The following is a 22,664-nucleotide window of genomic DNA, read 5'->3' as shown; positions in this document are numbered from 1 at the left end:
TGCGATCGACCTGAGTCGATCCGAACCTCTTAGAAGCCGCCGCCGAAGGTGAACTGCAGGCGTTCGATTTCGTCGCCTTCCTTTTTCTTGAGCGGGAACGCGTAGCTGATCGAAATCGGACCCACCGGCGCGCGCCACAACAGCGCGACACCGGCCGAGGCACGCAGTTCGCCGGCATCGAAGTTGTCGTAGCCGTCAAACACGTTGCCGAAGTCCAGGAACGCCGAGATGCGCGCGGCGTTGCTGTCGAACAGGCGCGGGAAATACAGCTCGAACGAACCGACCGTCTTCAGCGAACCACCCAGCGGCTGACCGCGATAGTAGTAGTAGCTGGGTTCCGAGCGCGGGCCCAGGGTGTTGTCGCTGAAGCCACGGACCGAGCGCACGCCGCCGGCATAGAAGTTCTCGAAGAACGGCAGGCCGGTGGCGACCAGCGTGCGCGAGAGCACCGCACCGGAGCCGCAGACATTGCCGTCGACCGGGGTGGGCTCGATCGGCGGCTGGCCCGGGATCTGCGGCTGGCCGGGCTGGGCCTGGCAGATGTAGCGGACGCTGTCGCTGCCCCAGCTGTCGCCGTAGCCGATGTCGGCGCGGGTGTTGAGCACCAGCCACGAGGAAATCGGCCAGTACTTGGAAAACTCGTAGTTGAGCTTGTAGTACTCGGCCGTGGAGCCGGGCAGGGTCAGTTCCGCCGACACGCGCTGGTAGGTACCGGCGGTGGGCATGAAGTAGTCATTGCGCGTATCGCGCGCCCAACCCAGCTCGGCGCGCCAGGCGTGGAAGGTGCGCTGGCCGATGGCGTCGATGTAATCGATGATCGACTGCGGGGTGGAGCCCGGATAAGTCAGCACTTCGTTGCTGTCGATGCCGAACAGCAGCGAGACCGTGTCGCTTTCGGTGATCGGCAGGCCGAGCACCGTCTGCGCGGCGGCGCTGGTGGTCGAATACGAGGCCACGTTGAAGTCGGAGTAGTCGTACTCGCGCCACCACAGGTTGTAGCCCAGCGACATGCCCTCATCCGTGAAGAACGGATTGAGGAAAGAGAACGAATAACGCTGCAGGTAGTCACTGCGCTGCGCTTCCACCGACACGCGGTTGCCGCTGCCGAGGAAGTTGTTCTGCGACAGCTGCACCGACGTGGTCATGCCGGAGAGCTGCGAATAGCCCAGGCCGAACACGAAGCTGCCCGAGGTGGTTTCCTTGACCGTGTAGACCACGTCGACCAGGTCGTTGGTACCCGGCACGGCCGGCGTTTCCACTTCCACCGTTTCGAAGTAACCCAGGCGCTGCAGGCGGATCTTGGAGCGGTCGATGGCGGCCTGCGAATACCAGGCGCCTTCGAACTGGCGCATTTCACGACGCATCACTTCATCGGAGGTGCGTGCATTGCCCTTGAACATGATCCGGCGCACGTTGACACGCGGACCCGGCACCACCTGGAAGTTGATCGACACGGTGCGCTTTTCGCGGTCCACCTGCGGGATCGGGTTGACCTGGGCGAAGGCATAGCCGACGTTGCCCAGGGTGGCGGTGATGCTGTCGGAGGTCATTTCCAGCAGGCGGCGCGAGAAGATCTGGCCGGGCTTGACGATGACCATGCGCTCGACGTTTTCCTGCGGCAGCACGGTGTCGCCGGTGACCTTGACCTCGGACACCTTGTACTGCTCGCCCTCGGTGATGCTGGCGGTGACGAACATGTCGCGCTTGTCGGGGCTGATCGCCACCTGGGTGGAGTCCAGGTTGAAATCGACGTAGCCGCGGTCCAGGTACCAGGAGTTGAGTTTCTCCATGTCGCCGGACAGCTTTTCCTTGGAGTACTGGTCATCGCGGCGATACCACGACATCCAGTTGTGCTCGCGCGATTCCCAGGACTTGGTGATGTCCTCGTTCTGGAACTTCTCGGTGCCAATCAGGTTGACGTGGCGGATCTTGGCAGCCTTGCCTTCCTTGATCGCGATGGTCACGTCGACACGGTTGCGATCCAGCGGGCTGACCGTCGGGTTGATCTCGACGTTGTACTTGCCGCGGTTGTTGTACTGCTTGACCAGCTCCTGGGTGACGCGGTCCAGGCTGAGGCGGTCGAAGGTGTCGCCTTCGGTCAGGCCGATGTCCTTCAGGCCCACCATCAGCTGCTCGGTCTTGATGTCCTTGTTGCCGGTGACGGTCAGCTTGTTGATCGCCGGACGCTCGACCACGGTGACCACCAGGATGTCACCCTGGCGATCCAGCCGCACGTCCTGGAAGAAGCCGGTCTTGTAGAGCGCGCGGATGGCGTCGCCCACGCCGGTCTGGGTGACCGTGTCGCCACGCTCGATCGGCATGTAGGTCAGCACGGTGCCGGCGGAAATGCGCTGCAGCCCGTCGATGCGTATATCGCTGGCGACGAAGCTGTCAGGGCTCAACACCGCCGATGAGGCGGGAAGGTCCGTCGTCTGGGCCCAGGCGGGGCCTGCCAGGGCAGAAGCCAGGGCCAGGGCAAGCAGGCGGCGGGAAGGCTGTCGCGTCATCATCTCATCCGTTAGGGAGCGGGCCTGCAAGGCAGGTGGTTGCCGGAAAGGGTCGTTCGGGGGGCTGGCGGCCTTTGAGCGGACCGGCGAAAAAAAGTTCAAAAGCATCAAGTCACCAGACGGAGGATGTCGTTGTAAAACGCTAGGCCCATCAGACCGGCCAGCAGGGCCAGGCCGATGTACTGACCGGCAACCATGCTGCGTTCGCTCAACGGACTGCCTTTGACCAACTCAATAAGGTAATACAGCAGGTGTCCCCCGTCCAAGACCGGGATGGGGAGCAGGTTGAGAATGGCCAGGCTCAACGAGAGCAGGGCCAGGAAGAAGATGAACGTCGCCGGCCCTTGCTGGGCGGTCGCGTTGGCCACCTGGGCGATGGTGATTGCGCCGGAAATGGACTTGGCCGAGGCCTCGCCGGTGAGCATGCGCCGCATCATGGCCAGGGAATCGCTGGCCATGCGGCCGGTCTGGCGGAATGCGGCCGGGATCGCTTCCAGCGGGCCGTAACGGCGCAGGGCGTCGTGTTCCGGGGCTTTGCGCGGGGCCGGGGTGATGCCGAGGACCCACGCTTGCTGCTTGGTATCGGGGTTCAGTTGCTGGCGTGGCTGCATCAGCAGGGCCAGGCGCTCGCCCTGACGGTCGACCTCGACCATCGCCTCGCCGCCGCGCTCGCCCCATTGCTTCACCAGCGGCGCGATGTCGTTCCAGTAACGAACGGCCTGGCCATCGATGGCGGTGATCTGGTCCCCGCTCTGCAGCAGACCTGCACTGGCGCTATCCGGGGTGACCGTACCGACGGTGGCCGGCGCGACCTGGAAATGCCAGACCAGGCCGATGGCCTTTTCCAGATTCTGCTGGTCGAAGTCCGCCGGCAGGCGCGACAGCGCCAGTTTGCGCTGGACCTCATGGCCGTTGGCGTCGCTGGCCTGGATGGCCACGTCGCGGTGATCGATCGCAGCCAGCATCAATACCTGCAGCGCATCCATGGCGGTCTCGGTGCTGCGGCCGTCGATGCGCTCGAGGCGGTCGCCGTCCCGCAGGCCCGCCTGCGCGGCCAGGCCCTGGGTCGGGCCCAGGGTCGCCGAGTAGTCCGGCTTGCCAATCAGGAACATCACCCACAGCAGCGCCACGCAGAGGATGAGGTTGGCGATGGGACCCGCCGCCACAATCGCGATGCGCTGCCAGATGGGTTTGCGGTTGAAGGCCTGGCCCAGCTGCGCCGCCGGCACTTCGTACTCAGCCTCGTCGAGCATCTTGACGTAGCCACCCAGCGGGATCGCGGCGATCGCGAACTCGGTGCCGTGCCGATCCTTGCGCGACCACAGCGGCTTGCCGAAGCCGACCGAGAAGCGCAGTACCTTGACCCCGCAACGACGCGCGACCCAGAAATGGCCGAACTCGTGGAAGGTCACCAGGATGCCGATGGCCACGATCAGCCACAGCACCGAGCCGAAGGCTTCACTCATGGGAGGCACGCAGGCGGAAGAGTGGGACGGTCACGCACGTTGGGCCTGTCCTGCGATGGCGGATTCGGTGAGTCGGCGCGCCTGGAGATCCGCCGCCAGCAGCGCGTCCAGTGAACTGGCCGGGGTTGCGGGCAGCGCGGCGAGGGCATCCTCGACCAGCGCGGGAATGGATAGGAAACTGATTTGGCCCTGAAGAAACGCTGAAACCGCGACTTCGTTGGCCGCATTGAGCACGGCCGGGGCGGTACCGCCGCTGGCCATGGCCTCGCAGGCCAGGCGCAGGCATGGAAACGCCTCCAGATCCGGGGCCTCGAAATCGAGTCGGCCGTGGCTCAGCAGATCCAGGCCGGCCACGCCGGACTGGATGCGTTCGGGCCAGCCCAGGCCCACCGCCAGCGCCGTGCGCATGTCGGGCAGGCCCAGTTGCGCCAGCGTGGAGCCGTCGATGTACTCGACCAGCGAATGGACCAGGCTCTGCGGATGCACCAGCACGCCCAGGCGATCACTGGACAGACCGAACAGGTGGTGGGCTTCGATCAGCTCCAGGCCCTTGTTCATCAGCGTGGCCGAGTCGACCGAAATCTTCGGTCCCATCGACCACTTCGGATGCGCCACCGCCTGCTGCGGCGTGACATCGGCCAGCGAGGCCCGTGAACGCCCGCGGAAAGGGCCGCCCGAAGCGGTCAGCACGACCCGGCGCACCTCGCCCTGCGCGCGGCAGGAGCGCAGGCATTGGAAGATGGCGTTGTGCTCGCTGTCGACCGGAATGATTTCCGCGCCGCTGGCGTGCGCGGCCGCGATGACCAGCTCACCGGCCAGCACCAGCGATTCCTTGTTGGCCAGCAACAGGCGCTTGCCGGCGTGCGCCGCCGCCAGCGTCGACGACAGGCCGGCCGCCCCCACGATCGCGGCCACGACCACATCGCATGCGTCGCCGGCGACCAGCTGGTCCAGCGCAGTGCTGCCGGCGTGGGCGCGGGTGTCCAGGCCACGTTCGCGCAACCCATCGCGCAAGCGCGCGTAGCCGCTTTCGTCGGCAATGACGGCGTGCTGCGGTCGATGTTGCGCGCACAGGGCGAGCAGGGCGTCGACCTGGCTGCCTGCGGCCAGCACGCTGACGCGCAGGCGATCCGGGTGGCGCGCGATGACGTCCAGCGCCGAGGCGCCGATTGAACCGGTGGCGCCAAGCACGGCGACGCGTTGCGGAAGGCTGCTCATGCTCAGAACCCGAACAGTTCCTTGCCCAGGGCGAAAATCGGCAGTGCGGCGAGCACGCCGTCGACCCGATCCAGCACGCCGCCATGGCCGGGAATGACGTCGCCGGAATCCTTGGCGCCGACATGCCGCTTGATCAGGCTTTCAAACAGATCGCCCACCACCGAGCCGAGCACCGTCGCCACGGCGACAATCAGCACGAAGGGCAATTCGGCCAGGCCGGCGCCGGCGAAGAAGGTGCCGCCCGCGGCAATCAACAGGCCGGCGGCCAGGCCACCCAGCAGGCCTTCGATGGTCTTGTTGGGACTGATCCGCGGCGCCAGCTTGTGCTTGCCGAACCGGCGGCCGGCGAAATAGGCGCCGCTGTCGGCCGCCCACACCATCGCCAGCGCCACGAACAGCCAGCGATGGCCGTTGGGCTGGCTGGCATGGATCAGGCACAGCGCGCACCAGGCGGGCACCACCGCCAGCGTACCGGCGGCGAGCTTGAACCCGCGCGCCCAGGTCTGGTGGTCGGAGGCGAAGTTGAAGTAGCGCAGCCACAGCAGCGCCAGCAACCACCACACCACGCCCAGCAGCGACACCAGCCGCAGTGGGACCAGATCCGGCGATCCCGCCGAGGCCCAGACCAGCAGCACCATCAGCAGCAGGTTGGCCAGCAGCAGCAGCGTGCGCGGCAGCGAATCATCGATTTCGGCCAGCTTGAACCATTCCCACAATCCAATCAGGAACACCAGCGCGGCCAGAGCCGCCAACCAGGGCGTGGACAGCATCAGGATGGCGGCAATGGCGATCGGGGCCATTGCCAGGGCCGCGATCACGCGGACCTTGGTGCCGCTGGGCTTGCTCATGCGGATGGATTCTCCGGGCTGTGCCCGCCCAGTTGCGCACTGGTCAGGCCGAATCGGCGTTCGCGCCGCGCATAGTCTTCCAGCGCGCGCTGCAGGGTGGGGACGTCCAGATCCGGCCACAGTTGCTCGGTGAACCAGAGCTCGGTGTAGGCCAGTTGCCAGAGCAGGAAATTGCTGACGCGATGATCACCGCCGGTGCGGATGAACAGATCCGGCGCCGGCAGATCGGCCAGGGCCATGCGCGAGGCCATCGTGTTTTCGTTGATCTCGTCGCTGCGAAGGCGCCCGGCCAGCACATCCTCGGCCAGGCTGCGCGCGGCCTGGGCGATGTCCTGGCGGCCGCCATAGCTGGCGGCGATCACCAGGTGCAGGCGCTGGTTGCCGGCGGTCAGCGCCTCGGCGGAGGCCATGCGTTCGCGGATGCTGGCGGGAAAGCGCTCGCGTTCGCCGATGAAACGCACGCGCACGCCACGCCGGTCCAGCTCGCTGACTTCGCGATCCAGCGCGCTGAGGAACAACTTCATCAAGGCGCCCACTTCTTCCTGCGGGCGACCCCAGTTCTCGCTGGAAAAGGCGAACAGCGTCAACGCGCCGATGCCGCGTTCCAGGCAGAAGTCGATGCAGACATTGACCGCACGCGCGCCGGCACGATGGCCGATGGCGCGCGGGCGCTTGCGTCGTTCGGCCCAGCGCCCGTTGCCGTCCATGATGACGGCCAGGTGTCGCGGAATGCCGGCAGGGACGGTGGACATGGCAGTCCTCAGACCGCCATCAATTCCTGTTCCTTGGCCTTGACCACGTCATCGACGTCCTTGATCGACTTGTCGGTGAGCTTCTGGATTTCGTCTTCGGTGCGACGCTCTTCGTCCTCGGTGATCTGCTTTTCCTTCAGCAGATCCTTGACTTGCTGGTTGGCGTCGCGGCGGATGTTGCGAATGGCCACCTTGGTGTCCTCGCCTTCGCCATGCACCACCTTGGACAGTTCGCGGCGGCGTTCTTCGGTCAGCGCCGGCAGGTTCAGGCGGATGACGGTGCCGGCGGTGTTCGGGGTCAGGCCCAGGTCGGAACCCAGGATCGCCTTCTCGACCGCGCTGACCATCTGCTTTTCCCACGGCGTGATGGTCAGCGAGCGGGCATCGGAGACGGCCACGGTGGCGACCTGGCTCAACGGCATGTCCGAGCCGTAGTAATTGACCTTGAGGTGCTCGACCAGGGCGGTGGAAGCGCGACCGGTGCGGACCTTGATGAGGGTGTGACGCAAGGCCTCGATGCTCTTGGTCATGCGCGCCTGCGCGTCTTTCTTGATGTCGTTGAGCATCACGGGTCCTGGGGCATCCTTAAACCCCGGATTATAGGCGCTCCAGCTGGTTTTGCGGGTTAGCCGCCCCCGCCGGGGCCGGCATCAGTGCGAATGGTGCGGCGCGGCATCATGCAGATCATGCTGGCATTGCGCACCCCGCTCGATTTGCAGGGTGGCGTGGTTGATCCCGTAGCGATGATCCAGCGCATGCAGGGTCTGGTCGATGAAAGCATCGTGATCGCCCTGCTCGGGACGCACCAGATGCGCGGTGAGCGCCACTTCGCCGGCGCCCAGTGACCAGATATGCAGGTGATGCACCGCCTGCACGCCCGGCCGCGCCAGCAGGAACGCTTCCACTGCCTGCGGGTCGATGCTGCCGGGTACGGCATCCATGGCGGCGTTGAAACTATCGCGCAGCAGGCCGAAGGTGCCCACGGCGATGACCACGCCAATCAGCAGGGCGGTGAGCGGATCCAGCCAGGCCCAGCCGAACGCCAGCATGCCGAAGCCCGCCAGCACCGCGGCCAGCGAGACCGCCGCGTCCGCCATCAGGTGCAGGAAGGCGCCACGTTTGTTCAGGTCATGCGCATGGCCGTCCTTGACCAGCCAGGCTGCGCCCAGGTTGATGACGATGCCGATGGCTGCCACCACGATCACCGGCGTGGCCGGAATCTGCGGCGGCTCGCTGAAGCGGCGCACCACTTCCCAGCCCAGCGCACCGGAAAAAACCATCAGCAGGATCGCGTTGGCCAGCGGCGAGAGCAGGGTCGCGCGCCGCCAACCGTAGGTATGGCGACCGCTCGGCGGACGTCGTGCCAGCGCCGCCGCCGCCCAGGCCAGGCCCAGGCCCAGCACGTCGCCCAGGTTGTGCAGGGCGTCGGACAGCAGCGCAAGCGAGTTGGTATGGAAGCCGTAGCCGGCTTCCAGCGCGGTATACGCCAGGTTGATCAGGGTGACCAGCGCGAAGGTGCGCGTGGCCGAGCCGTGTGCGTGGTGATGCGAGCCGTGAGCGTGTCCCATGCGTTTAGCGTGGCCGCTCCGGGTGGGCGGACACAATCACAGGACAGGATCAGCCGTTGCGGCCCTTGACCAGCGTGCCGATGTTCTCGCCGCGCAGGATGCGCATCAGGTTGCCCGGCACCGACAGGTCGTAGATGCGCAGCGGCAGGTCGCTGTCGCGGCACAGCGCGAAAGCGGCGGTGTCCATCACCTGCAGGTTGCGGGTGATCACTTCGTCGTAGGTCAGCTGCTCGTAGCGCTGTGCGTCCTTGTGCTTGCCCGGGTCCTTGTCGTAGACGCCATCGACCTTGGTGGCCTTGAGCAGCAGGTCCGCGCCGATCTCGATCGCGCGCAGGGCGGCGCCGGAGTCGGTGGTGAAGAAAGGGTTGCCGGTACCGGCGGCGAAGATCGCGATACGGCCCTTTTCCAGGTGGCGCACGGCGCGGCGGCGGATGTAGTCCTCGCAGACGTCGTTGATCTTCAGGGCGCTCATCACCCGCACCTTGGCGCCGAGCTTCTCCAGCGCGTCCTGCATGGCCAGGGCGTTGATGACCGTGGCCAGCATGCCCATCTGGTCGCCGGTGACCCGGTCCATGCCCGAGGCAGCCAGGCCGGCGCCGCGGAAGATGTTGCCGCCGCCGATGACCAGGCCCACCTCGGCGCCGGCATCGCGCGCCTCGATGATCTCGTGGGCGATGCGGCGGATCACGACCGGGTCGATGCCGTAGTCCTCGGACCCCATCAACGCCTCGCCGGAAAGTTTGAGCAGAATTCGGCGATAGGCGAGCGGTGCGGTCATGGCGGTCTCGGGGCTGTGCGGGCGGCGCGGAGTATAGCCCAGGCGGTGTCGACGCCGACGCCGCGCTGACTTATTCCACTGCACCGGCAGGCGGTAACATCGCGCATTCGCCTGCAGCGGCAGGCCTCTTGGAGCACGGGATGGCGATTACCAAAGTCAGCGAGTTTGTTGAATCCTCCGGCCAGAAGGACCTCAGCGCGGAAGCCTTCGAGCTGGAGAGTGCGCACATGCTCGAAGTGAAGTTGAGCGGCCGGGTCTGGGCCAAGGCCGGCTCGATGGTGGCCTACCGCGGCGCGGTCAAGTTCGTCCGCCAGGGCATGCTCGAACAGGGGCTGGGCAACCTGCTCAAGAAGGCCATCAGCGGGGAAGGCAACACCCTGATGAAGATGGAAGGCCAGGGCCGTGTCTACCTGGCCGACAGCGGCAAGAAGATCACCCTGCTGCGGCTGGATGGCGAATCGATCTTCGTCAACGGCAATGACGTGCTCGCCTACGAAGACGGCATCGACTCGCAGATCACCATGATGCGGCGCGTGGCCGGCATGCTTTCGGGTGGCCTCTTCAATATCCGCCTGAGCGGACGTGGCGTGGTCGCGATCACCTCGCACTACCAGCCGTTGACGCTGGCAGTCAGCCGCAACCAGCCGGTGTTCACCGACCCCAATGCGACGGTGGCCTGGTCGGGCGGGCTGAGTCCGGACATCGTCACCGATATTTCCTTCAAGACGCTGCTGGGCCGCGGCTCGGGCGAAAGCATCCAGTTGAAGTTTGCCGGTGAAGGCTGGGTGGTGGTGCAGCCATACGAAGAGGTCTATCTGCAACACAAGCAGTAAAACCTGCGCGTGCGCGAAACTAATCCGCGCACGCGCGGTCTTGTGGGTTCCCCTGGATTGCAAGGAATTGTCGATGCGCTCGATCCGCTGCTGGTTGCCATCCGTCCTGTTGCTGGCTTTTGCCCATCTGGCGCAGGCCGCGCAGCCCGCGCCCGCCAATGACGTCAAGCCGTTCGAATGCGACAGCTGCGCCGAATGGAACCAGCCGCATGCGCCGTTCAAGCTCTACGGCAACAGCTACTACGTGGGCACCGAGGGTCTCAGTTCTATCCTGATCGACACCGGCCAGGGTTTGGTGCTGCTGGACGGCGCGCTGCCGCAGTCGGCGCCGGTGATCGCCGGCAACATCCGTGCGCTGGGCTTCAAGCCGGAGGACATCACGTACATCGGCATGAGCCATGCCCACTTCGATCACGCCGGTGGCATCGCCGCGCTGGTGCGCATGAGTGGCGGCAAGGCGGTGGTGCTGGCCACCGCGCGTGGCGCTGAAGCGCTGCGCGCAGGCGACGCCCCCGACGACGACCCGCAGGCGCACATGGGCGGTGCGTTTCCGCCGGTGAAGAGCGCCATCAAGGTCCTCACCGACGGGCAGACACTGCAGCTGGGCAATACCACACTGCAGATCCACGCCACGCCCGGGCACACGCCTGGCGGCAGCGCCTGGACCTGGCGCAGCTGCGAGCAGCAACGCTGCCTGGATATGGTCTACGCCGACAGCCTGACACCGGTGTCGGCGGATGAGTTCAAGTTCGGACCGGCTGACGGCGCACGCGTCGCCGAGTTCCGCCGCACGATCGCCAAGGTGGGCGCGCTGCCTTGCGACTTCATGGTGTCGGCGCATCCGGGCTTTTCGGAATTGTTCGAGCGCGAGCAGAAGCAGCGCGACAACCCCGGCAGCCGCGCGCTGGAAAATCCGGGTGCCTGCCGCGTCTACGCCGAGCAGGCCACGCAGCGCCTGGACCAGCGCCTGCGCGACGAAGCGGGGCGCTGACGCGGCTGCCGATCAGGAATCGAGCAGTCCGCCCGCGACCCGGTTGCGGCCATTGCGCTTGGCGCCATACAGCGCTTCGTCGGCGGCCTTGAGCAGGTGATCCACGTGGGTGAACTGCTCCAGCGCGCCTTGCGTGGCCAGGCCGGCGGAGAAGGTGATGTGCAGCGGTTGGCCATTGATGCTGGCCATCGGCAGCTTGCCTATCTCGGCCAGGATCCGGCGCATCACGCCCAGCGCGGCGCGTTCGTCGGTGCCGGGCAGCACCACCAGGAATTCCTCGCCGCCGTAGCGGGCGACGATGTCACTGCTGCGCAGGTGCTTGAGCAGGGTGCTGGCGAAGGTGCGCAGCACCTGGTCACCGACCAGATGGCCCCAGCCATCGTTGATCTTCTTGAAATCGTCCAGGTCGACGAAGGCGATCGACAACGGCCAGCCATGCCGGGTCGATGTCTCGAACTCCTTCTCCAGCACGGTTTCCAGCTGGCTGCGGTTGTACACGCCGGTCAGCGGGTCGCGACGCGCTTCTTCAGCGAGGCGGCGGGCGCGATGCTCGAATTCGTCGGCGTCCTTGCGGGCGCGGGCGGCTTCCTGGATCTCGCGCAGGTTGCGCAGCACCAGCAGTTCGCGCGCCTGATCCAGCAGCGCGGCAATGCGCTCGGGCTGGGAAATGCGCACGTCGAACATCTTGGCCACGTCCGGCAGCATCAGCGACATCTGCGCAATCACGCCATCCACATCCGCCGGTTCCAGCTGCAGGTGGGCGTGCGCGGCGACGATGGCGTCCTCGCGCGCGGCTTCGGTGTCCTCGCGCAGCCACAGGTCGGCCAGGCTGCCCGAGACCACCACGCAGGCTTCGAAGGGCGTGTCCGGTTGTTCCGATTCGCTGTGCAGGATCGCTTCCTGCAGCAGCGGCGGCAGGTTCCAGTGGCGCGCCATCCAATGGCCCACCTCGGCATGGTGGCTGCCGTAGCAGTCCACTTCCAGCTCCAGCCGCAGGCGCGCGTCCGGATCGGCGGCCAGCAGGTTGCCGTAGCGTTCGCGGTCCAGTTGCAGCAGGGCCAGGGCGCCGATGTCCTGCAACAGGCCGGCCAGCATCAGTTCTTCCAGCTTGCGCACGCCGGTGCGTTCGCCGAGCAGGCGCGCGCCCAGCGCGGCGATGACGCTGCGTCGCCAGATCCGGTCCTCGCTGGCTTCACCCAGTCCACGCTGGCCGCGCAGGCCGGTCGCCAGCGAGAAACCCAGCGCCAGGGTCAGCGTGGCGTTCAAACCCAGCAGGGTCAGCGCCTGGCTGAGGTTCTCGATGCGGCGACGGCTGGCATAGAGTGGCGAATTGGCGATGCGCAACATGCGTGCGCTCAAGGCCGCGTCCAGGCCGATGGTGTCCGCGGCCGCGGCCATCAGCACATCCGGGTCCTGCGCCAGCGCAAGGATCCGCAATGCCACCCCCGGCGGGGAGGGCAGGTCGCGGCAACAGGACAGCTGGGCTTCGAGTTCGGCTCGCATCGTGCGGCTGACACCGGGTTGTACGGAAAGGAAAGGACGCGGGCTTTGAGACCCCTACGCCAGCGTATCGGCCGGGTCGCGACAAAGTTTAGGGTTTGTTTAGAATTTTTTTCAGGCAAGAAAAAAGCCGCGACCAGGTCGCGGCTTTTTCCGGAGCAGGGGGACGCCAGGCTTACGCCAGGCCGGCCTGCTTCATCACTTCGGCGGCGTAGTCTTCCACCACCTTCTCGATGCCTTCACCCACGGCCAGGCGCTGCATGCTGACCACTTCGGCGCCGGCGGCCTTCAGGACCTGCTCGACCGACTGGTTGGTGTCCAGCACGTACGGCTGACCGTACAGGGTCACTTCGTTGACGATCTTGGCGATCTTGCCGCTGATGATCTTTTCCAGGATGTCGGCAGGCTTGTTCTTGTCCTTGTCGGACATCTTGGCCAGCTCGATTTCCTTTTCTTTGGCCACGAACTCGGCCGGGACGTCGGACGCCTTGATGTGCGGCGGGTTCATGGCGGCCACGTGCATGGCCAGGCCACGGGCCAGCTCGGCGTCGCCGCCCTTGACTTCCACCAGCACGCCGATGCGGCCACCGTGGACGTAAGCGGCCACGTTGTTGGCGCTGTCGGTACGGACCAGGCGACGCACCTGCACGTTCTCGCCGACCTTGGCGATGACGGCGGCGCGGGTTTCCTCGACGGTTTCGCCGGTCGGCAGCTTGGCCGACTTCAGCGCTTCGGCGTCAGCGGCGCCCGAAGCCAGCGCGGCCTGGGCCACGGACTCGGTGAAGCCCAGGAAGTTGCTGTCCTTGGCGACGAAGTCGGTTTCGGAGTTGATTTCGACCAGCACGGCCTTGCCGCCGTCCTGCGCCATGGCGATGCGGCCTTCGGCGGCCACGCGGCCGGCCTTCTTGTCGGCCTTGGCCAGACCCGACTTGCGCAGCCATTCGGCGGCGGTGTCGATGTCGGCGTTGTTCTCAGCGAGTGCCTTCTTGCACTCCATCATGCCGGCGCCAGTGCGCTCGCGCAGTTCCTTTACCAGGGAAGCGGTAATTTCCACGGGAATACCTCAATTGATGATGAGCTTGCCTTCTCGCAGGGAGAAGGAAGGTGCAGCAGCCGCGCACTGTGGCGCGGCTGCATTGCAGGCCGATTACTCGGCAGCGGCTTCGTCAGCCTTCTTGCCGGCCTTCTTGGCCGGGGCGCGGCGGGCAGCCTTGCCGTCTTCGTCGCCTTCGGCGAACTCTTCCTCGCGCACCACGGCAGCGTTCGGCGTGGCGGCCTTGCCTTCCAGCACGGCGTCAGCGGCGGCGCTGGCGTAGAGCTGCACGGCGCGGATGGCGTCGTCGTTGCCGGGGATGGCGTAGTCGACCAGGGCCGGGTCGTAGTTCGAGTCGACCACCGCGATCACCGGGATGCCGAGCTTCTTGGCTTCCTTGATGGCGATGTCTTCGTGGCCGATGTCGATGACGAACAGGGCGTCGGGCAGGCGGTTCATGTCCTTGATGCCGCCCAGCGAGGCTTCCAGCTTGTCGCGCTCGCGGCGCAGGCCCAGCACTTCGTGCTTGACCAGCTTCTCGAAGGTGCCGTCGGTTTCAGCGGCTTCCAGTTCCTTCAGGCGGGCGACCGACTTCTTCACGGTGGCGAAGTTGGTCAGCGTGCCGCCCAGCCAGCGCTGGGTCATGTACGGCTGGCCGCAACGCTCGGCTTCGGCCTTCACCGCTTCGCGCGCGCTGCGCTTGGTGCCGACGAACAGCACGGTGCCGCGCTTCTGGGCGATGCTCGAGAGGAAGTTCATCGCGTCGTTGAACAGCGGAACGGTCTTCTCGAGGTTGATGATGTGGATCTTGCCGCGGGCGCCGAAGATGTACGGAGCCATCTTGGGGTTCCAATAGCGGGTCTGGTGGCCGAAATGGACGCCGGCTTCCAGCATCTGGCGCATGGTGACTTGGGGCATTGCTTGAACTCCTGAGGTGGAACCACGACCGCCAGGGAATAGGGCGGCTTGCCCGTCAGGGCATTGGTTCCGGGGTTGGGCCTCCCTGCGGCTTCCGTGTCCGAACCGTTGGAAATCACGGGGATTTCCGCAGGCACCCCGGCACGGGATGAGGCAGCAGGTGTGGATTCACCGATGTCGCACGGCGTGGGCGGCGGACGGGCGGACCCGGCCAAGCCGCGGAAGTATAGCGGGAACAAAGAGTTGCAGGCAACCAAAGGGCTGCCGGGGGCTCCCCGGCGGGGAAAATCGGCGATAATCGCCGCATGGCCATTACCCTTAAGACCCCCGAAGACATCGAGCACATGCGCGTGGCCGGCCGTCTGGCCGCCGAAGTGCTGCAGATCGTCGCCCCGCACGTGAAGCCGGGCGTCACCACTGCCGAGCTGGACCGTATCTGCCACGATCATATCGTCAACGTGCAGAAGGCCATCCCGGCCAACATCGGTTACGGCGGCGGCCACGGGCGCATCCCGTTCCCGTCGACCGTCTGCACCTCGGTCAACAACGTCATCTGCCACGGCATGCCCAGCGAGGGCAAGGTGCTGAAGGAAGGCGACATCCTCAACATCGACGTCACCGTCATCAAGGACGGCTGGCACGGCGACACCAGCCGCATGTATTTCGTCGGCACGCCGTCGGTGATGGCACGCCGCCTGGTGGACGTGACCCGCGAGGCGATGTTCCGCGGCATCCGCATGGTCAAGCCCGGCGCCACCCTCGGCGACGTTGGCCACGCCATCCAGCAGTACGCCGAAGCCGAGCGCTTCAGCGTGGTGCGCGAGTACTGCGGCCACGGCATCGGCAAGGTCTACCACGACGAACCGCAGGTGCTGCACTACGGTCGCCCCGGCGATGGCGTGGTGCTCAAGCCGGGCATGACCTTCACCATCGAGCCGATGATCAACGAGGGCACCCGCTTCTCGAAAGTGCTGCCCGATGCCTGGACCGTGGTCACCAAGGATCGCAAGCTCTCCGCGCAGTGGGAACACACCGTGGCGGTGACCGAAACGGGCGTGGAAATCCTGACCCGCCTGCCCGGCGACGACAACGACCTGTGAGCTCCCAGGCCGCGGCTGATTCTGCAACGCGGCTGACCACGATCAGCCAGGAACCGGCCGACGACGCCGCCTGGCTGGCTGCGGCCCGCGCCAACCTGTCCCACCACGAAGCCCGCATGAGCAAGCGCTTCGATCATGGCGATGGCATGGATCGGGTGTTGGCCCTGCGCGCGCGCAGCGTCGATCACGTGCTCGTGGATGCCTGGCATCGCTGCGTTCCCGCCGACAGCCTGATGTCGCTGTTCGCGGTGGGCGGCTACGGGCGCGGCGAGTTGTTCCCGCAGTCGGACGTGGATCTGCTGGTGCTGGCCGAAGCGCCACAACAGCAGCAGCATCACGAGGCGCTGGCGCGCTTTTTCGCCCTGCTGTGGGACGCCGGCCTGCCGGTCAGCCACGCAGTGCGCTCGGCCGAGGAATGCACCCTTGCCGCCGCCGACCAGACCGTGTTGACCGCGCTGATTGAAGCGCGACCGGTGGTAGCCGAAGCGCAGGACGAAGCGCGCCTGATGGATGCGGTGGCGCCTGCCCGCGTCTGGCCGCCGCGCGATTATTTCGTGGCCAAGCGCGAGGAACTGCGCCAGCGCCATGCGCGCTTCGGCGACACCTCGGAAAACCTCGAACCCAACATCAAGGAAGGTCCCGGCGGCCTGCGTGATCTGCATGCCTTGGGCTGGATGGCCTTGCGTACTTTCGGCGTACGCGATCTGGAACCGCTGGTTGGCATGGGCCACCTGGGTCCTGACGAAGCGGCGGCATTGGCGCGCGAGCGTCGCGCACTGGGACGCCTGCGCTACGGCCTGCACCTGGTCGCCGGTCGCCCGGAAGAACGCCTGCGCTTCGACTACCAGAAGACCCTGGCCGAGCGCCTGGGCTTTGTCGACGACGCCGAAAACCTGGGCGTTGAAAAGATGATGCAGGGTTTCTATCGCAGCGCCGCGATCGTGCGCCGCATCAGCGACCGCCTGCTGCAGCGTTTCGAGGAACAGTTCGATGGCGAGGCGCTGCCCGAGCCGCTGGATGAGGCCTTCGCCTTGCGTCGCGGCTACCTGGCCGCACGTGATCCGCTGTGGCCACAGAACGATGTTTCGCAGGTGTTCGCCCTGTTCGCCATGTGGGCGGCACAGCCGCAAGTGCGCGGCCTGCATTCGCGCACCGCGCGCGCGCTGGCCGAAGCGCTGCCGCGCCTGACCGCCTATCCATCCGCCACCGCCGAACAGCGCGCCGCCTTCATGGGCCTGCTGCGCGGACCGCGCGCCGTGGAAACACTGACCCGCATGGCCCGCCTGGGCGTGCTCGGACAATGGCTGCCTGCGTTCGCGCGCGTGTCCGGGCGCATGCAGTTCGATCTCTTCCATGTCTACACCGTGGATCAGCACACCCTGATGGTGCTGAAGAACATCGCCACCTTCTCCAGCGGCCGCGCCGACGAGCGCTTTTCCATTGCGCACGAGGTCTGGCCGCGCCTGCGCAAGCCGGAACTGCTGTTGCTGGCCGGCCTCTTCCACGACATCGCCAAGGGCCGCGGCGGCGATCACTCCGAACTGGGCGCGGTCGATGCGCGCGAGTTCTGCGCCGCGCACAACCTCAGCGCCGCCGACAGCGATCTGATTGCCTGGCTGGTCGAGCAGCATTTGCGCATGTCGGTCACGGCGCAGAAGCAGGACATCGCCGATCCGGAGGTGATCCACAAGTTCGCCAGCATCATTGGTGATCGCGAGCGTCTGGATTACCTGTACCTGTTGACCTGCGCCGATATCGCCGGCACCAGTCCCAAGTTGTGGAATGCGTGGAAGGATCGCCTGCTGGCGGATCTTTATTTCGCCGCACGCCGCGTGTTGCGCGAAGGCCTGGAGAATCCGATCGCGGTCGACGCCCGTCTGGCCGAAGCGCGCGAATCGGTGCGGGTGCTGCTCAAGCTGCACGCGGTGGACGATGCCACCGCCGACAGCCTGTTCGCGGCCATGCCCGAGGAAAGCTTCCTGCGCTTCCGCCCGGAGCAGTTGGCTTGGCAGGCCGAAGCTCTGCGCGGGGTGGCGCACGGCGAAACCCGCGTGCGTGCGCGGCTGATTGCCGATGACGCCAACGCGATGGAAGTGTTCGTGCACTCGCCGGATCGCGATGGCCTGTTCGCTGCCATCCTGGCCACGCTGGATCGGCAGGGCTACGCGATTCACCAGGCGCGCGTGCTGGTCGGCCCGCAAGGCACGGTCTTCGATACGTTTGAAGTGCTGCCGGCCGACAGCTATGCCAGCCGCAATCCGGCCGACCTGGAGGCTGCATTGACGGCGGCGCTGGCCGGCCCGCTCGACAAGGTGCGGACCTCACGCCGTGCGTTGCCGCGCCAGTTGCGCCATTTCCGCTTTGCCCCGCGCATTGAATTCGGACGCACGCCCGATGGCCGGCGCACGGTGCTGAGTCTGGTGGCGCCGGATCGCCCCGGCCTGCTCTCCGATGTGGCGCAGGTCCTGCGCGCGCGCCAGTTGCGCGTGCACGACGCGCGCATTGCCACCTTTGGCGAGCGTGCCGAGGACATCTTCCAGATCACCGACGAAGCCGACATGCCGCTGACTTCGGAAGAGCAGCAACAGCACTTGCGCGATGCCATCCGCGCTGGCCTGGAAACGTCGAACTGATGCATCGCCACCCGCAACGAAGCACCCCACAAGAAATCACCCAGTAAGGACATGGATTGATGAGCCCCCGCAAAGCCACCGCCACAGAAGAACTGAAGTCGACGATTGAAAGCGCCTTCGAGCGCCGCGCCGAACTGACCACGATCGAAATTGAAGGCTCCACCAGCGCCGCCGTCGAGCGCGCCATCGAGGGCTTGGAGAGCGGCAAACTGCGCGTGGCCGAGCCGGATGGCAAGGGCGGCTGGAAGGTCAACGAATGGCTGAAGAAAGCGGTGCTGCTGTACTTCCGCGTCAACGAGATGGAGTACGTCGAGGCCTACCCGGCGCCGTTCTGGGACAAGGTGGAGGCGCGCTTCGGCGCGTTCGAGGAGGCTGATTTCCGCAAGCTTGGCGTGCGCGTGGTGCCTGGCGCGATCGCCCGCCGCGGCAGCTACTTCGGCAAGGACGTGGTGCTGATGCCCAGCTTCGTCAACATCGGCGCCTACGTGGGCGAGGGCACCATGGTCGATACCTGGGCCACCGTCGGCTCGTGCGCGCAGGTCGGCAAGCACTGCCACCTGTCCGGCGGCGCCGGCATCGGCGGCGTGCTGGAACCGCTGCAGGCCTCGCCGACGATCATCGAGGACCATTGCTTCATCGGCGCGCGTTCGGAAGTGGTGGAAGGCGTGGTGGTCGGTCACCACAGTGTGATCGGCATGGGCGTGTTCATCGGCCAGAGCACCCGCATCTACAACCGCGCCACCGGCGAGATTACCTACGGCTACGTGCCACCCGGCAGCGTGGTGGTGTCCGGCTCGCTGCCGGCCGCCGATGGTTCGCACTCGTTGTACTGCGCTGTGATCGTCAAGCAGGTGGATGAAAAGACCCGCAGCAAGACCAGCGTCAACGAACTGCTGCGCGGACTGGCTGACTGATTGGCCATGACCACCACGATTTACGGACTGAAGAATTGCGACACGTGCAAGAAGGCGACCAAGTGGCTGGATCGCTTCGAAGTGCCGTACACCTTTGTCGACTATCGCGACAACCGGCAGGCGCCCGAAACGCTGCTGGCGTGGTCGATGAAAGCCGGTGGTTGGGATGCCTTGATCAACAAGTCCTCGACCACCTGGCGGCAACTGCCCGACAACCGCAAGGCGCCCGGTTCGGAAGCCGAATGGAAGCTGCTGCTCAAGGAGTATCCGCAGTTGATTCGCCGACCGGTGGTGGTGACCGGGGGCGACGGATTTTCACAGGGCTTCAGTGACAATGGTTTCAAGAAGATTTTCGGAGTCGGCAAGTGAGTGACGTCGTTGAACTGTCCAGCGAACTGATCCGCCGTCATTCGGTCACGCCCGACGACGCGGGTTGCCAGCAGGTGCTGGCAACGCGTTTGTCGGCGGCCGGATTCACCTGCGAGTCGCTGCGCTTTGGCGACACCGACAATCTTTGGGCCAGCCACGGTAGCGGCGAGCCGGTCCTCGTGCTGTTGGGTCACACCGATGTGGTGCCACCCGGGCCGCTGGCGCAATGGACCAGCGATCCGTTCATTCCGACTGTCCGCGACGGCGTGCTGTACGGCCGCGGCACCGCCGACATGAAGTGCAGCGTGGCCGCGTGCACAATTGCACTCGAGCGCTTTGTCGACGCGCATCCCCATCATCCGGGCACAGTGGCGCTGCTGGTCACTTCAGATGAAGAAGGCGATGCCCATGATGGCGTCAAGCGAGTCGCCGAGACCTTCCGCCAGCGTGGCCAGCGCATTGACTGGTGTATCACCGGCGAACCGTCCTCCAAGGAAAAACTGGGCGACCTGCTGCGCGTCGGCCGTCGCGGCACGGTCACCGGCACGCTCACCGTGCGCGGCATCCAGGGCCATGTGGCGTATCCGCACAAGGCGCTCAATCCGATCCACAAAGCACTGCCTGCGCTGGCCGAACTGACCGCGCGGGTCTGGGATGACGGGTATGAAACCTTCCCGCCAACCAGCCTGCAGATTTCCAACATGCAGTCCGGCACCGGCGCCAGCAACGTCATTCCCGGAGATCTCAAGCTGATCTTCAACCTGCGCTTCAATCCCACCTGGACCGCGGAAAAGCTGGAGCAGGAGATCGAAGACCTGCTGCGCCGGCATGAATTGGACTACAGCATCCATTGGCACCGTGGCGGCGAGCCGTTCTATACGCCCGAAGGCCAGCTGCGCGCCACGGCGCGGCAGGTGCTGGCGGAATTTGCCGGCGAACCGCCGGAAGAGAGCACCGCAGGTGGTACCTCTGATGCGCGATTTATCGCCCCACTGGGCGCGCAGTGCATCGAAGTGGGTCCGGTCAACGCGAGCATCCACAAGGTGGACGAGAACATCGCGGTGGCGGAGCTGGAAGCGTTGCCGGGCCTGTACCAGCGGCTGCTCGAGCGCCTGATGCTGCCGGGGTGACACCTCTGCAGGAGGCGCTTCAGCCCCGATGCTCTTGCTGTCGGGGCTGAAGCCCCTCCTACAACATGCACAGGTACGGCCAGGCTGACCTGTTGCATCTGCAACCTTTTCGATTCGAGCCCGGGGGCTTGCCAGCCACCACCCGGACCGGTTAGCTTCACCCCCATGCTTCGTCTTTCCGCCGTCAACACGACCAATTCGAACCGCCGCAATAATGCGCGTGCGAATAATCGTGCGTGTGCGCTGCGGGTCTGCGATTAGGCAAAGTTTCAAAGCCGAGTACAGGAAACCCGCATCGCGAGATGCGGGTTTTTTTTTTAGCCGCCGATTTCCCTTCCCCTCAGGAGTTTCCCCATGTGTTCCATCTTCGGCATCTTCGGCCTGCAGGCCGGCGACGACAAAGCAGGCCTGCGACGACTGGCCCTGGATCTTTCGCAGCGCCAGCGCCATCGCGGCCCCGACTGGAGCGGCGTGTTCGTCGATGACGGCGCCATCCTGGTGCACGAGCGGCTCGCCATCGTCGACCCGGCGGGTGGCTCGCAGCCGCTGCGCTCGGGCGACGGCCAGCTGGCCCTGGCGGTGAACGGTGAAATCTACAACCACCGCGAATTGAAGAAGGAACTCAAGCAGGCCTACGAGTTCCAGACCGGCTCGGATTGCGAAGTGATCAACGCGTTGTTCCGCGAAGACACGCCGGCCTCGTTCCTCAACCGCCTCAACGGCATCTTTGCCTTCGCGTTGTGGGACGCGGCCAGCCAGCGTTTCCTGATTGCGCGCGATCCGATCGGCGTGTGCCCGCTTTATTGGGGCCATGATCGCGAAGGTCGCCTGTGCGTGGCCTCGGAGATGAAGGCGCTGGCCGATACCTGCGCTGACGTCGCCCAGTTCCCGCCGGGCCACTACTACGACAGCGCGACCTCTGCCTTGGTGAAGTACTACGACAAACCCTGGCGAGACTACGACGCCGTCGAAGGCGTGCAGGTGGGTCCGCAGGAACTGCGCGAAGCGTTCGAACGCGCCGTGCATCGCCAGCTGATGACCGACGTGCCTTACGGCGTGCTGCTGTCCGGCGGCCTGGATTCCTCGCTGGTCGCCGCCGTCGCAGCGCGCTTCGCCCGCAAGCGGGTGGAAGACGACGATACCTCCGAGGCCTGGTGGCCGCGCCTGCATTCCTTTGCCATCGGCCTGAAGGGATCGCCGGACCTGGCCGCCGCCGAGATCGCGGCCAAGTCGCTGGGAACCGTGCACCACGGCTTCGAATACACCTTCGATGAAGGCCTTGACGCATTGCCAGAAGTCATCCGCCATATCGAGACCTACGACGTCACCACCATCCGTGCGTCCACGCCGATGTACCTGCTGGCGCGCCGGATCAAGGCGATGGGGGTGAAGATGGTGCTGTCGGGCGAAGGCTCGGACGAAATCTTCGGCGGTTACCTGTACTTCCACAAGGCGCCGAACGCGCGCGAATTCCACGAAGAACTGGTGCGCAAGCTCGACGCGCTCTACAGCTACGACTGCCTGCGCGCCAACAAGTCGATGATGGCCTGGGGCGTGGAGCCGCGCGTGCCGTTCCTGGATGTGGAATTCCTGGACGTGGCGATGAAGATGGACGCGCAGGCCAAGATGGCCGGCAAGGGTCGCATCGAGAAGGCGGTGCTGCGCGAAGCCTTCGAAGGCTACCTGCCCGAAGGCATCCTGTGGCGCCAGAAAGAACAGTTCAGCGATGGCGTGGGCTATGGCTGGATCGACGGCCTGAAGGCGCATGCTGAAGCCCTGGTCAGTGATCGTGAACTGGCGGCGGCCGACAAGCGATTTCCGGTGAATCCGCCGCTGACCAAGGAAGCCTATTTCTACCGCAGTGTGTTCGAGCGCTTCTATCCCAGCCCTGCCTGCGCGGAGACGGTGCCTGGTGGCAAGTCGATTGCCTGTTCGTCGCCGGCGGCGATTGCGTGGGATGCCAGCTTCGCGGCCGCGGCCGATCCTTCGGGCCGCGCCATTGCCGGCGTGCATAACGCTGCGCTGTAATCCGCGGCGCGGCAAGGCGCACGGATCTGTGCGCCTTGTTTCGATTTGATGTCGCCCGGCGCTTTGGCGCCGGGCAAT

General features: G+C 65.8%; 19 protein-coding genes. 8 read left to right on the top strand and 11 right to left on the bottom strand.

Annotated elements, in window-relative coordinates; all coding sequences use genetic code 11:
* Positions 1–29 precede the first annotated feature (29 nt).
* The 8 genes from bamA to pyrH form a co-directional block, all read right to left on the bottom strand.
* On the bottom strand, positions 30–2,507 hold the full coding sequence (bamA, locus tag B5X78_RS02965; protein WP_079724403.1) for an outer membrane protein assembly factor BamA: 2,478 nt from the start codon (positions 2,505–2,507) through the stop codon (positions 30–32).
* Positions 2,508–2,614: 107 nt separating this feature from the next.
* Complete coding sequence (gene rseP, locus B5X78_RS02960) at positions 2,615–3,973, bottom strand: RIP metalloprotease RseP (RefSeq protein WP_079722976.1); 1,359 nt, start codon at positions 3,971–3,973, stop codon at positions 2,615–2,617.
* A gap of 30 nt (positions 3,974–4,003) precedes the next feature.
* Entirely contained in the window at positions 4,004–5,191 is a 1,188-nt protein-coding gene (locus tag B5X78_RS02955) for a 1-deoxy-D-xylulose-5-phosphate reductoisomerase (protein ID WP_176140763.1), read from the bottom strand.
* A 2-nt stretch (positions 5,192–5,193) separates the two neighbouring features.
* Entirely contained in the window at positions 5,194–6,039 is an 846-nt protein-coding gene (locus tag B5X78_RS02950) for a phosphatidate cytidylyltransferase (RefSeq protein WP_079722974.1), read from the bottom strand.
* A complete protein-coding gene (gene uppS, locus B5X78_RS02945; RefSeq protein WP_079722973.1) occupies positions 6,036–6,791 on the bottom strand; it encodes a polyprenyl diphosphate synthase in 756 nt (251 codons plus the stop codon). Before uppS ends, B5X78_RS02950 begins: the two co-directional genes overlap by 4 nt.
* Positions 6,792–6,799: 8 nt before the next feature.
* The gene (frr, locus tag B5X78_RS02940) at positions 6,800–7,357 is read right to left on the bottom strand and encodes a ribosome recycling factor (protein WP_079722972.1); all 558 of its coding nucleotides are present in this window, start codon (positions 7,355–7,357) and stop codon (positions 6,800–6,802) included.
* Positions 7,358–7,441: 84 nt separating this feature from the next.
* On the bottom strand, positions 7,442–8,359 hold the full coding sequence (locus tag B5X78_RS02935; protein ID WP_079722971.1) for a cation diffusion facilitator family transporter: 918 nt from the start codon (positions 8,357–8,359) through the stop codon (positions 7,442–7,444).
* Between the two features lie 49 nt (positions 8,360–8,408).
* Positions 8,409–9,137, bottom strand: coding sequence for a UMP kinase (gene pyrH, locus B5X78_RS02930; protein ID WP_079722970.1), 729 nt, complete (start codon positions 9,135–9,137; stop codon positions 8,409–8,411).
* Between the two features lie 140 nt (positions 9,138–9,277).
* On the opposite strand from pyrH, the gene B5X78_RS02925 reads away from it, so the two are divergent.
* Both B5X78_RS02925 and bla read left to right on the top strand, forming a co-directional pair.
* Complete coding sequence (locus B5X78_RS02925; protein ID WP_079722969.1) at positions 9,278–9,970, top strand: AIM24 family protein; 693 nt, start codon at positions 9,278–9,280, stop codon at positions 9,968–9,970.
* A gap of 73 nt (positions 9,971–10,043) precedes the next feature.
* Complete coding sequence (bla, locus tag B5X78_RS02920) at positions 10,044–10,961, top strand: subclass B3 metallo-beta-lactamase (RefSeq protein ID WP_079722968.1); 918 nt, start codon at positions 10,044–10,046, stop codon at positions 10,959–10,961.
* A gap of 12 nt (positions 10,962–10,973) precedes the next feature.
* Here the strand turns inward: bla and B5X78_RS02915 are convergent, their stop codons facing one another.
* The 3 genes from B5X78_RS02915 to rpsB all read right to left on the bottom strand — a co-directional run bounded on the left by B5X78_RS02915 (position 10,974) and on the right by rpsB (position 14,412).
* A complete protein-coding gene (locus B5X78_RS02915) occupies positions 10,974–12,464 on the bottom strand; it encodes a sensor domain-containing diguanylate cyclase (protein WP_079722967.1) in 1,491 nt (496 codons plus the stop codon).
* 172 nt (positions 12,465–12,636) lie between these two features.
* The gene (tsf, locus tag B5X78_RS02910; RefSeq protein WP_079722966.1) at positions 12,637–13,515 is read right to left on the bottom strand and encodes a translation elongation factor Ts; all 879 of its coding nucleotides are present in this window, start codon (positions 13,513–13,515) and stop codon (positions 12,637–12,639) included.
* A gap of 93 nt (positions 13,516–13,608) precedes the next feature.
* Positions 13,609–14,412, bottom strand: coding sequence for a 30S ribosomal protein S2 (gene rpsB / locus B5X78_RS02905; protein ID WP_079722965.1), 804 nt, complete (start codon positions 14,410–14,412; stop codon positions 13,609–13,611).
* A 305-nt stretch (positions 14,413–14,717) separates the two neighbouring features.
* Between rpsB and map the strand changes: the two genes are divergently transcribed.
* The 6 genes from map to asnB all read left to right on the top strand — a co-directional run bounded on the left by map (position 14,718) and on the right by asnB (position 22,586).
* Positions 14,718–15,512 (top strand): type I methionyl aminopeptidase, encoded by a 795-nt coding sequence (map, locus tag B5X78_RS02900; protein WP_079722964.1) that lies wholly within the window; start codon positions 14,718–14,720, stop codon positions 15,510–15,512.
* A 32-nt stretch (positions 15,513–15,544) separates the two neighbouring features.
* A complete protein-coding gene (glnD, locus tag B5X78_RS02895; protein WP_229731061.1) occupies positions 15,545–18,145 on the top strand; it encodes a [protein-PII] uridylyltransferase in 2,601 nt (866 codons plus the stop codon).
* A 59-nt stretch (positions 18,146–18,204) separates the two neighbouring features.
* Positions 18,205–19,059 (top strand): 2,3,4,5-tetrahydropyridine-2,6-dicarboxylate N-succinyltransferase, encoded by an 855-nt coding sequence (gene dapD / locus B5X78_RS02890; RefSeq protein WP_079722963.1) that lies wholly within the window; start codon positions 18,205–18,207, stop codon positions 19,057–19,059.
* 6 nt (positions 19,060–19,065) lie between these two features.
* Positions 19,066–19,428, top strand: coding sequence for a Spx/MgsR family RNA polymerase-binding regulatory protein (locus B5X78_RS02885; protein ID WP_079722962.1), 363 nt, complete (start codon positions 19,066–19,068; stop codon positions 19,426–19,428).
* A complete protein-coding gene (gene dapE, locus B5X78_RS02880) occupies positions 19,425–20,558 on the top strand; it encodes a succinyl-diaminopimelate desuccinylase (protein ID WP_079722961.1) in 1,134 nt (377 codons plus the stop codon). Before B5X78_RS02885 ends, dapE begins: the two co-directional genes overlap by 4 nt.
* A 354-nt stretch (positions 20,559–20,912) precedes the next feature.
* Entirely contained in the window at positions 20,913–22,586 is a 1,674-nt protein-coding gene (asnB, locus tag B5X78_RS02875) for an asparagine synthase B (RefSeq protein ID WP_079722960.1), read from the top strand.
* Positions 22,587–22,664 lie beyond the last annotated feature (78 nt).

The sequence above is a fragment of the Pseudoxanthomonas indica genome, assembly GCF_900167565.1.
Taxonomy (GTDB): Bacteria; Pseudomonadota; Gammaproteobacteria; order Xanthomonadales; family Xanthomonadaceae; genus Pseudoxanthomonas_A; species Pseudoxanthomonas_A indica.
The sequence above is the reverse complement of the archived record's forward strand: the minus strand, read 5'-3'. Positions and strand labels throughout refer to the sequence as shown.

Excerpts from the sequence above, each read along its gene's own strand:
- bamA (WP_079724403.1), bottom strand. The coding sequence starts at position 2,507 with ATGACGCGACAGCCTTCCCGCCGCCTGCTTGCCCTGGCCCTGGCTTCT.
- rseP (WP_079722976.1), bottom strand. The coding sequence starts at position 3,973 with ATGAGTGAAGCCTTCGGCTCGGTGCTGTGGCTGATCGTGGCCATCGGC.
- B5X78_RS02955 (WP_176140763.1), bottom strand. The coding sequence starts at position 5,191 with ATGAGCAGCCTTCCGCAACGCGTCGCCGTGCTTGGCGCCACCGGTTCA.
- B5X78_RS02950 (WP_079722974.1), bottom strand. The coding sequence starts at position 6,039 with ATGAGCAAGCCCAGCGGCACCAAGGTCCGCGTGATCGCGGCCCTGGCA.
- uppS (WP_079722973.1), bottom strand. The coding sequence starts at position 6,791 with ATGTCCACCGTCCCTGCCGGCATTCCGCGACACCTGGCCGTCATCATG.
- frr (WP_079722972.1), bottom strand. The coding sequence starts at position 7,357 with ATGCTCAACGACATCAAGAAAGACGCGCAGGCGCGCATGACCAAGAGC.
- B5X78_RS02935 (WP_079722971.1), bottom strand. The coding sequence starts at position 8,359 with ATGGGACACGCTCACGGCTCGCATCACCACGCACACGGCTCGGCCACG.
- pyrH (WP_079722970.1), bottom strand. The coding sequence starts at position 9,137 with ATGACCGCACCGCTCGCCTATCGCCGAATTCTGCTCAAACTTTCCGGC.
- B5X78_RS02925 (WP_079722969.1), top strand. The coding sequence starts at position 9,278 with ATGGCGATTACCAAAGTCAGCGAGTTTGTTGAATCCTCCGGCCAGAAG.
- bla (WP_079722968.1), top strand. The coding sequence starts at position 10,044 with ATGCGCTCGATCCGCTGCTGGTTGCCATCCGTCCTGTTGCTGGCTTTT.
- B5X78_RS02915 (WP_079722967.1), bottom strand. The coding sequence starts at position 12,464 with ATGCGAGCCGAACTCGAAGCCCAGCTGTCCTGTTGCCGCGACCTGCCC.
- rpsB (WP_079722965.1), bottom strand. The coding sequence starts at position 14,412 with ATGCCCCAAGTCACCATGCGCCAGATGCTGGAAGCCGGCGTCCATTTC.
- map (WP_079722964.1), top strand. The coding sequence starts at position 14,718 with ATGGCCATTACCCTTAAGACCCCCGAAGACATCGAGCACATGCGCGTG.
- dapD (WP_079722963.1), top strand. The coding sequence starts at position 18,205 with ATGAGCCCCCGCAAAGCCACCGCCACAGAAGAACTGAAGTCGACGATT.
- B5X78_RS02885 (WP_079722962.1), top strand. The coding sequence starts at position 19,066 with ATGACCACCACGATTTACGGACTGAAGAATTGCGACACGTGCAAGAAG.
- asnB (WP_079722960.1), top strand. The coding sequence starts at position 20,913 with ATGTGTTCCATCTTCGGCATCTTCGGCCTGCAGGCCGGCGACGACAAA.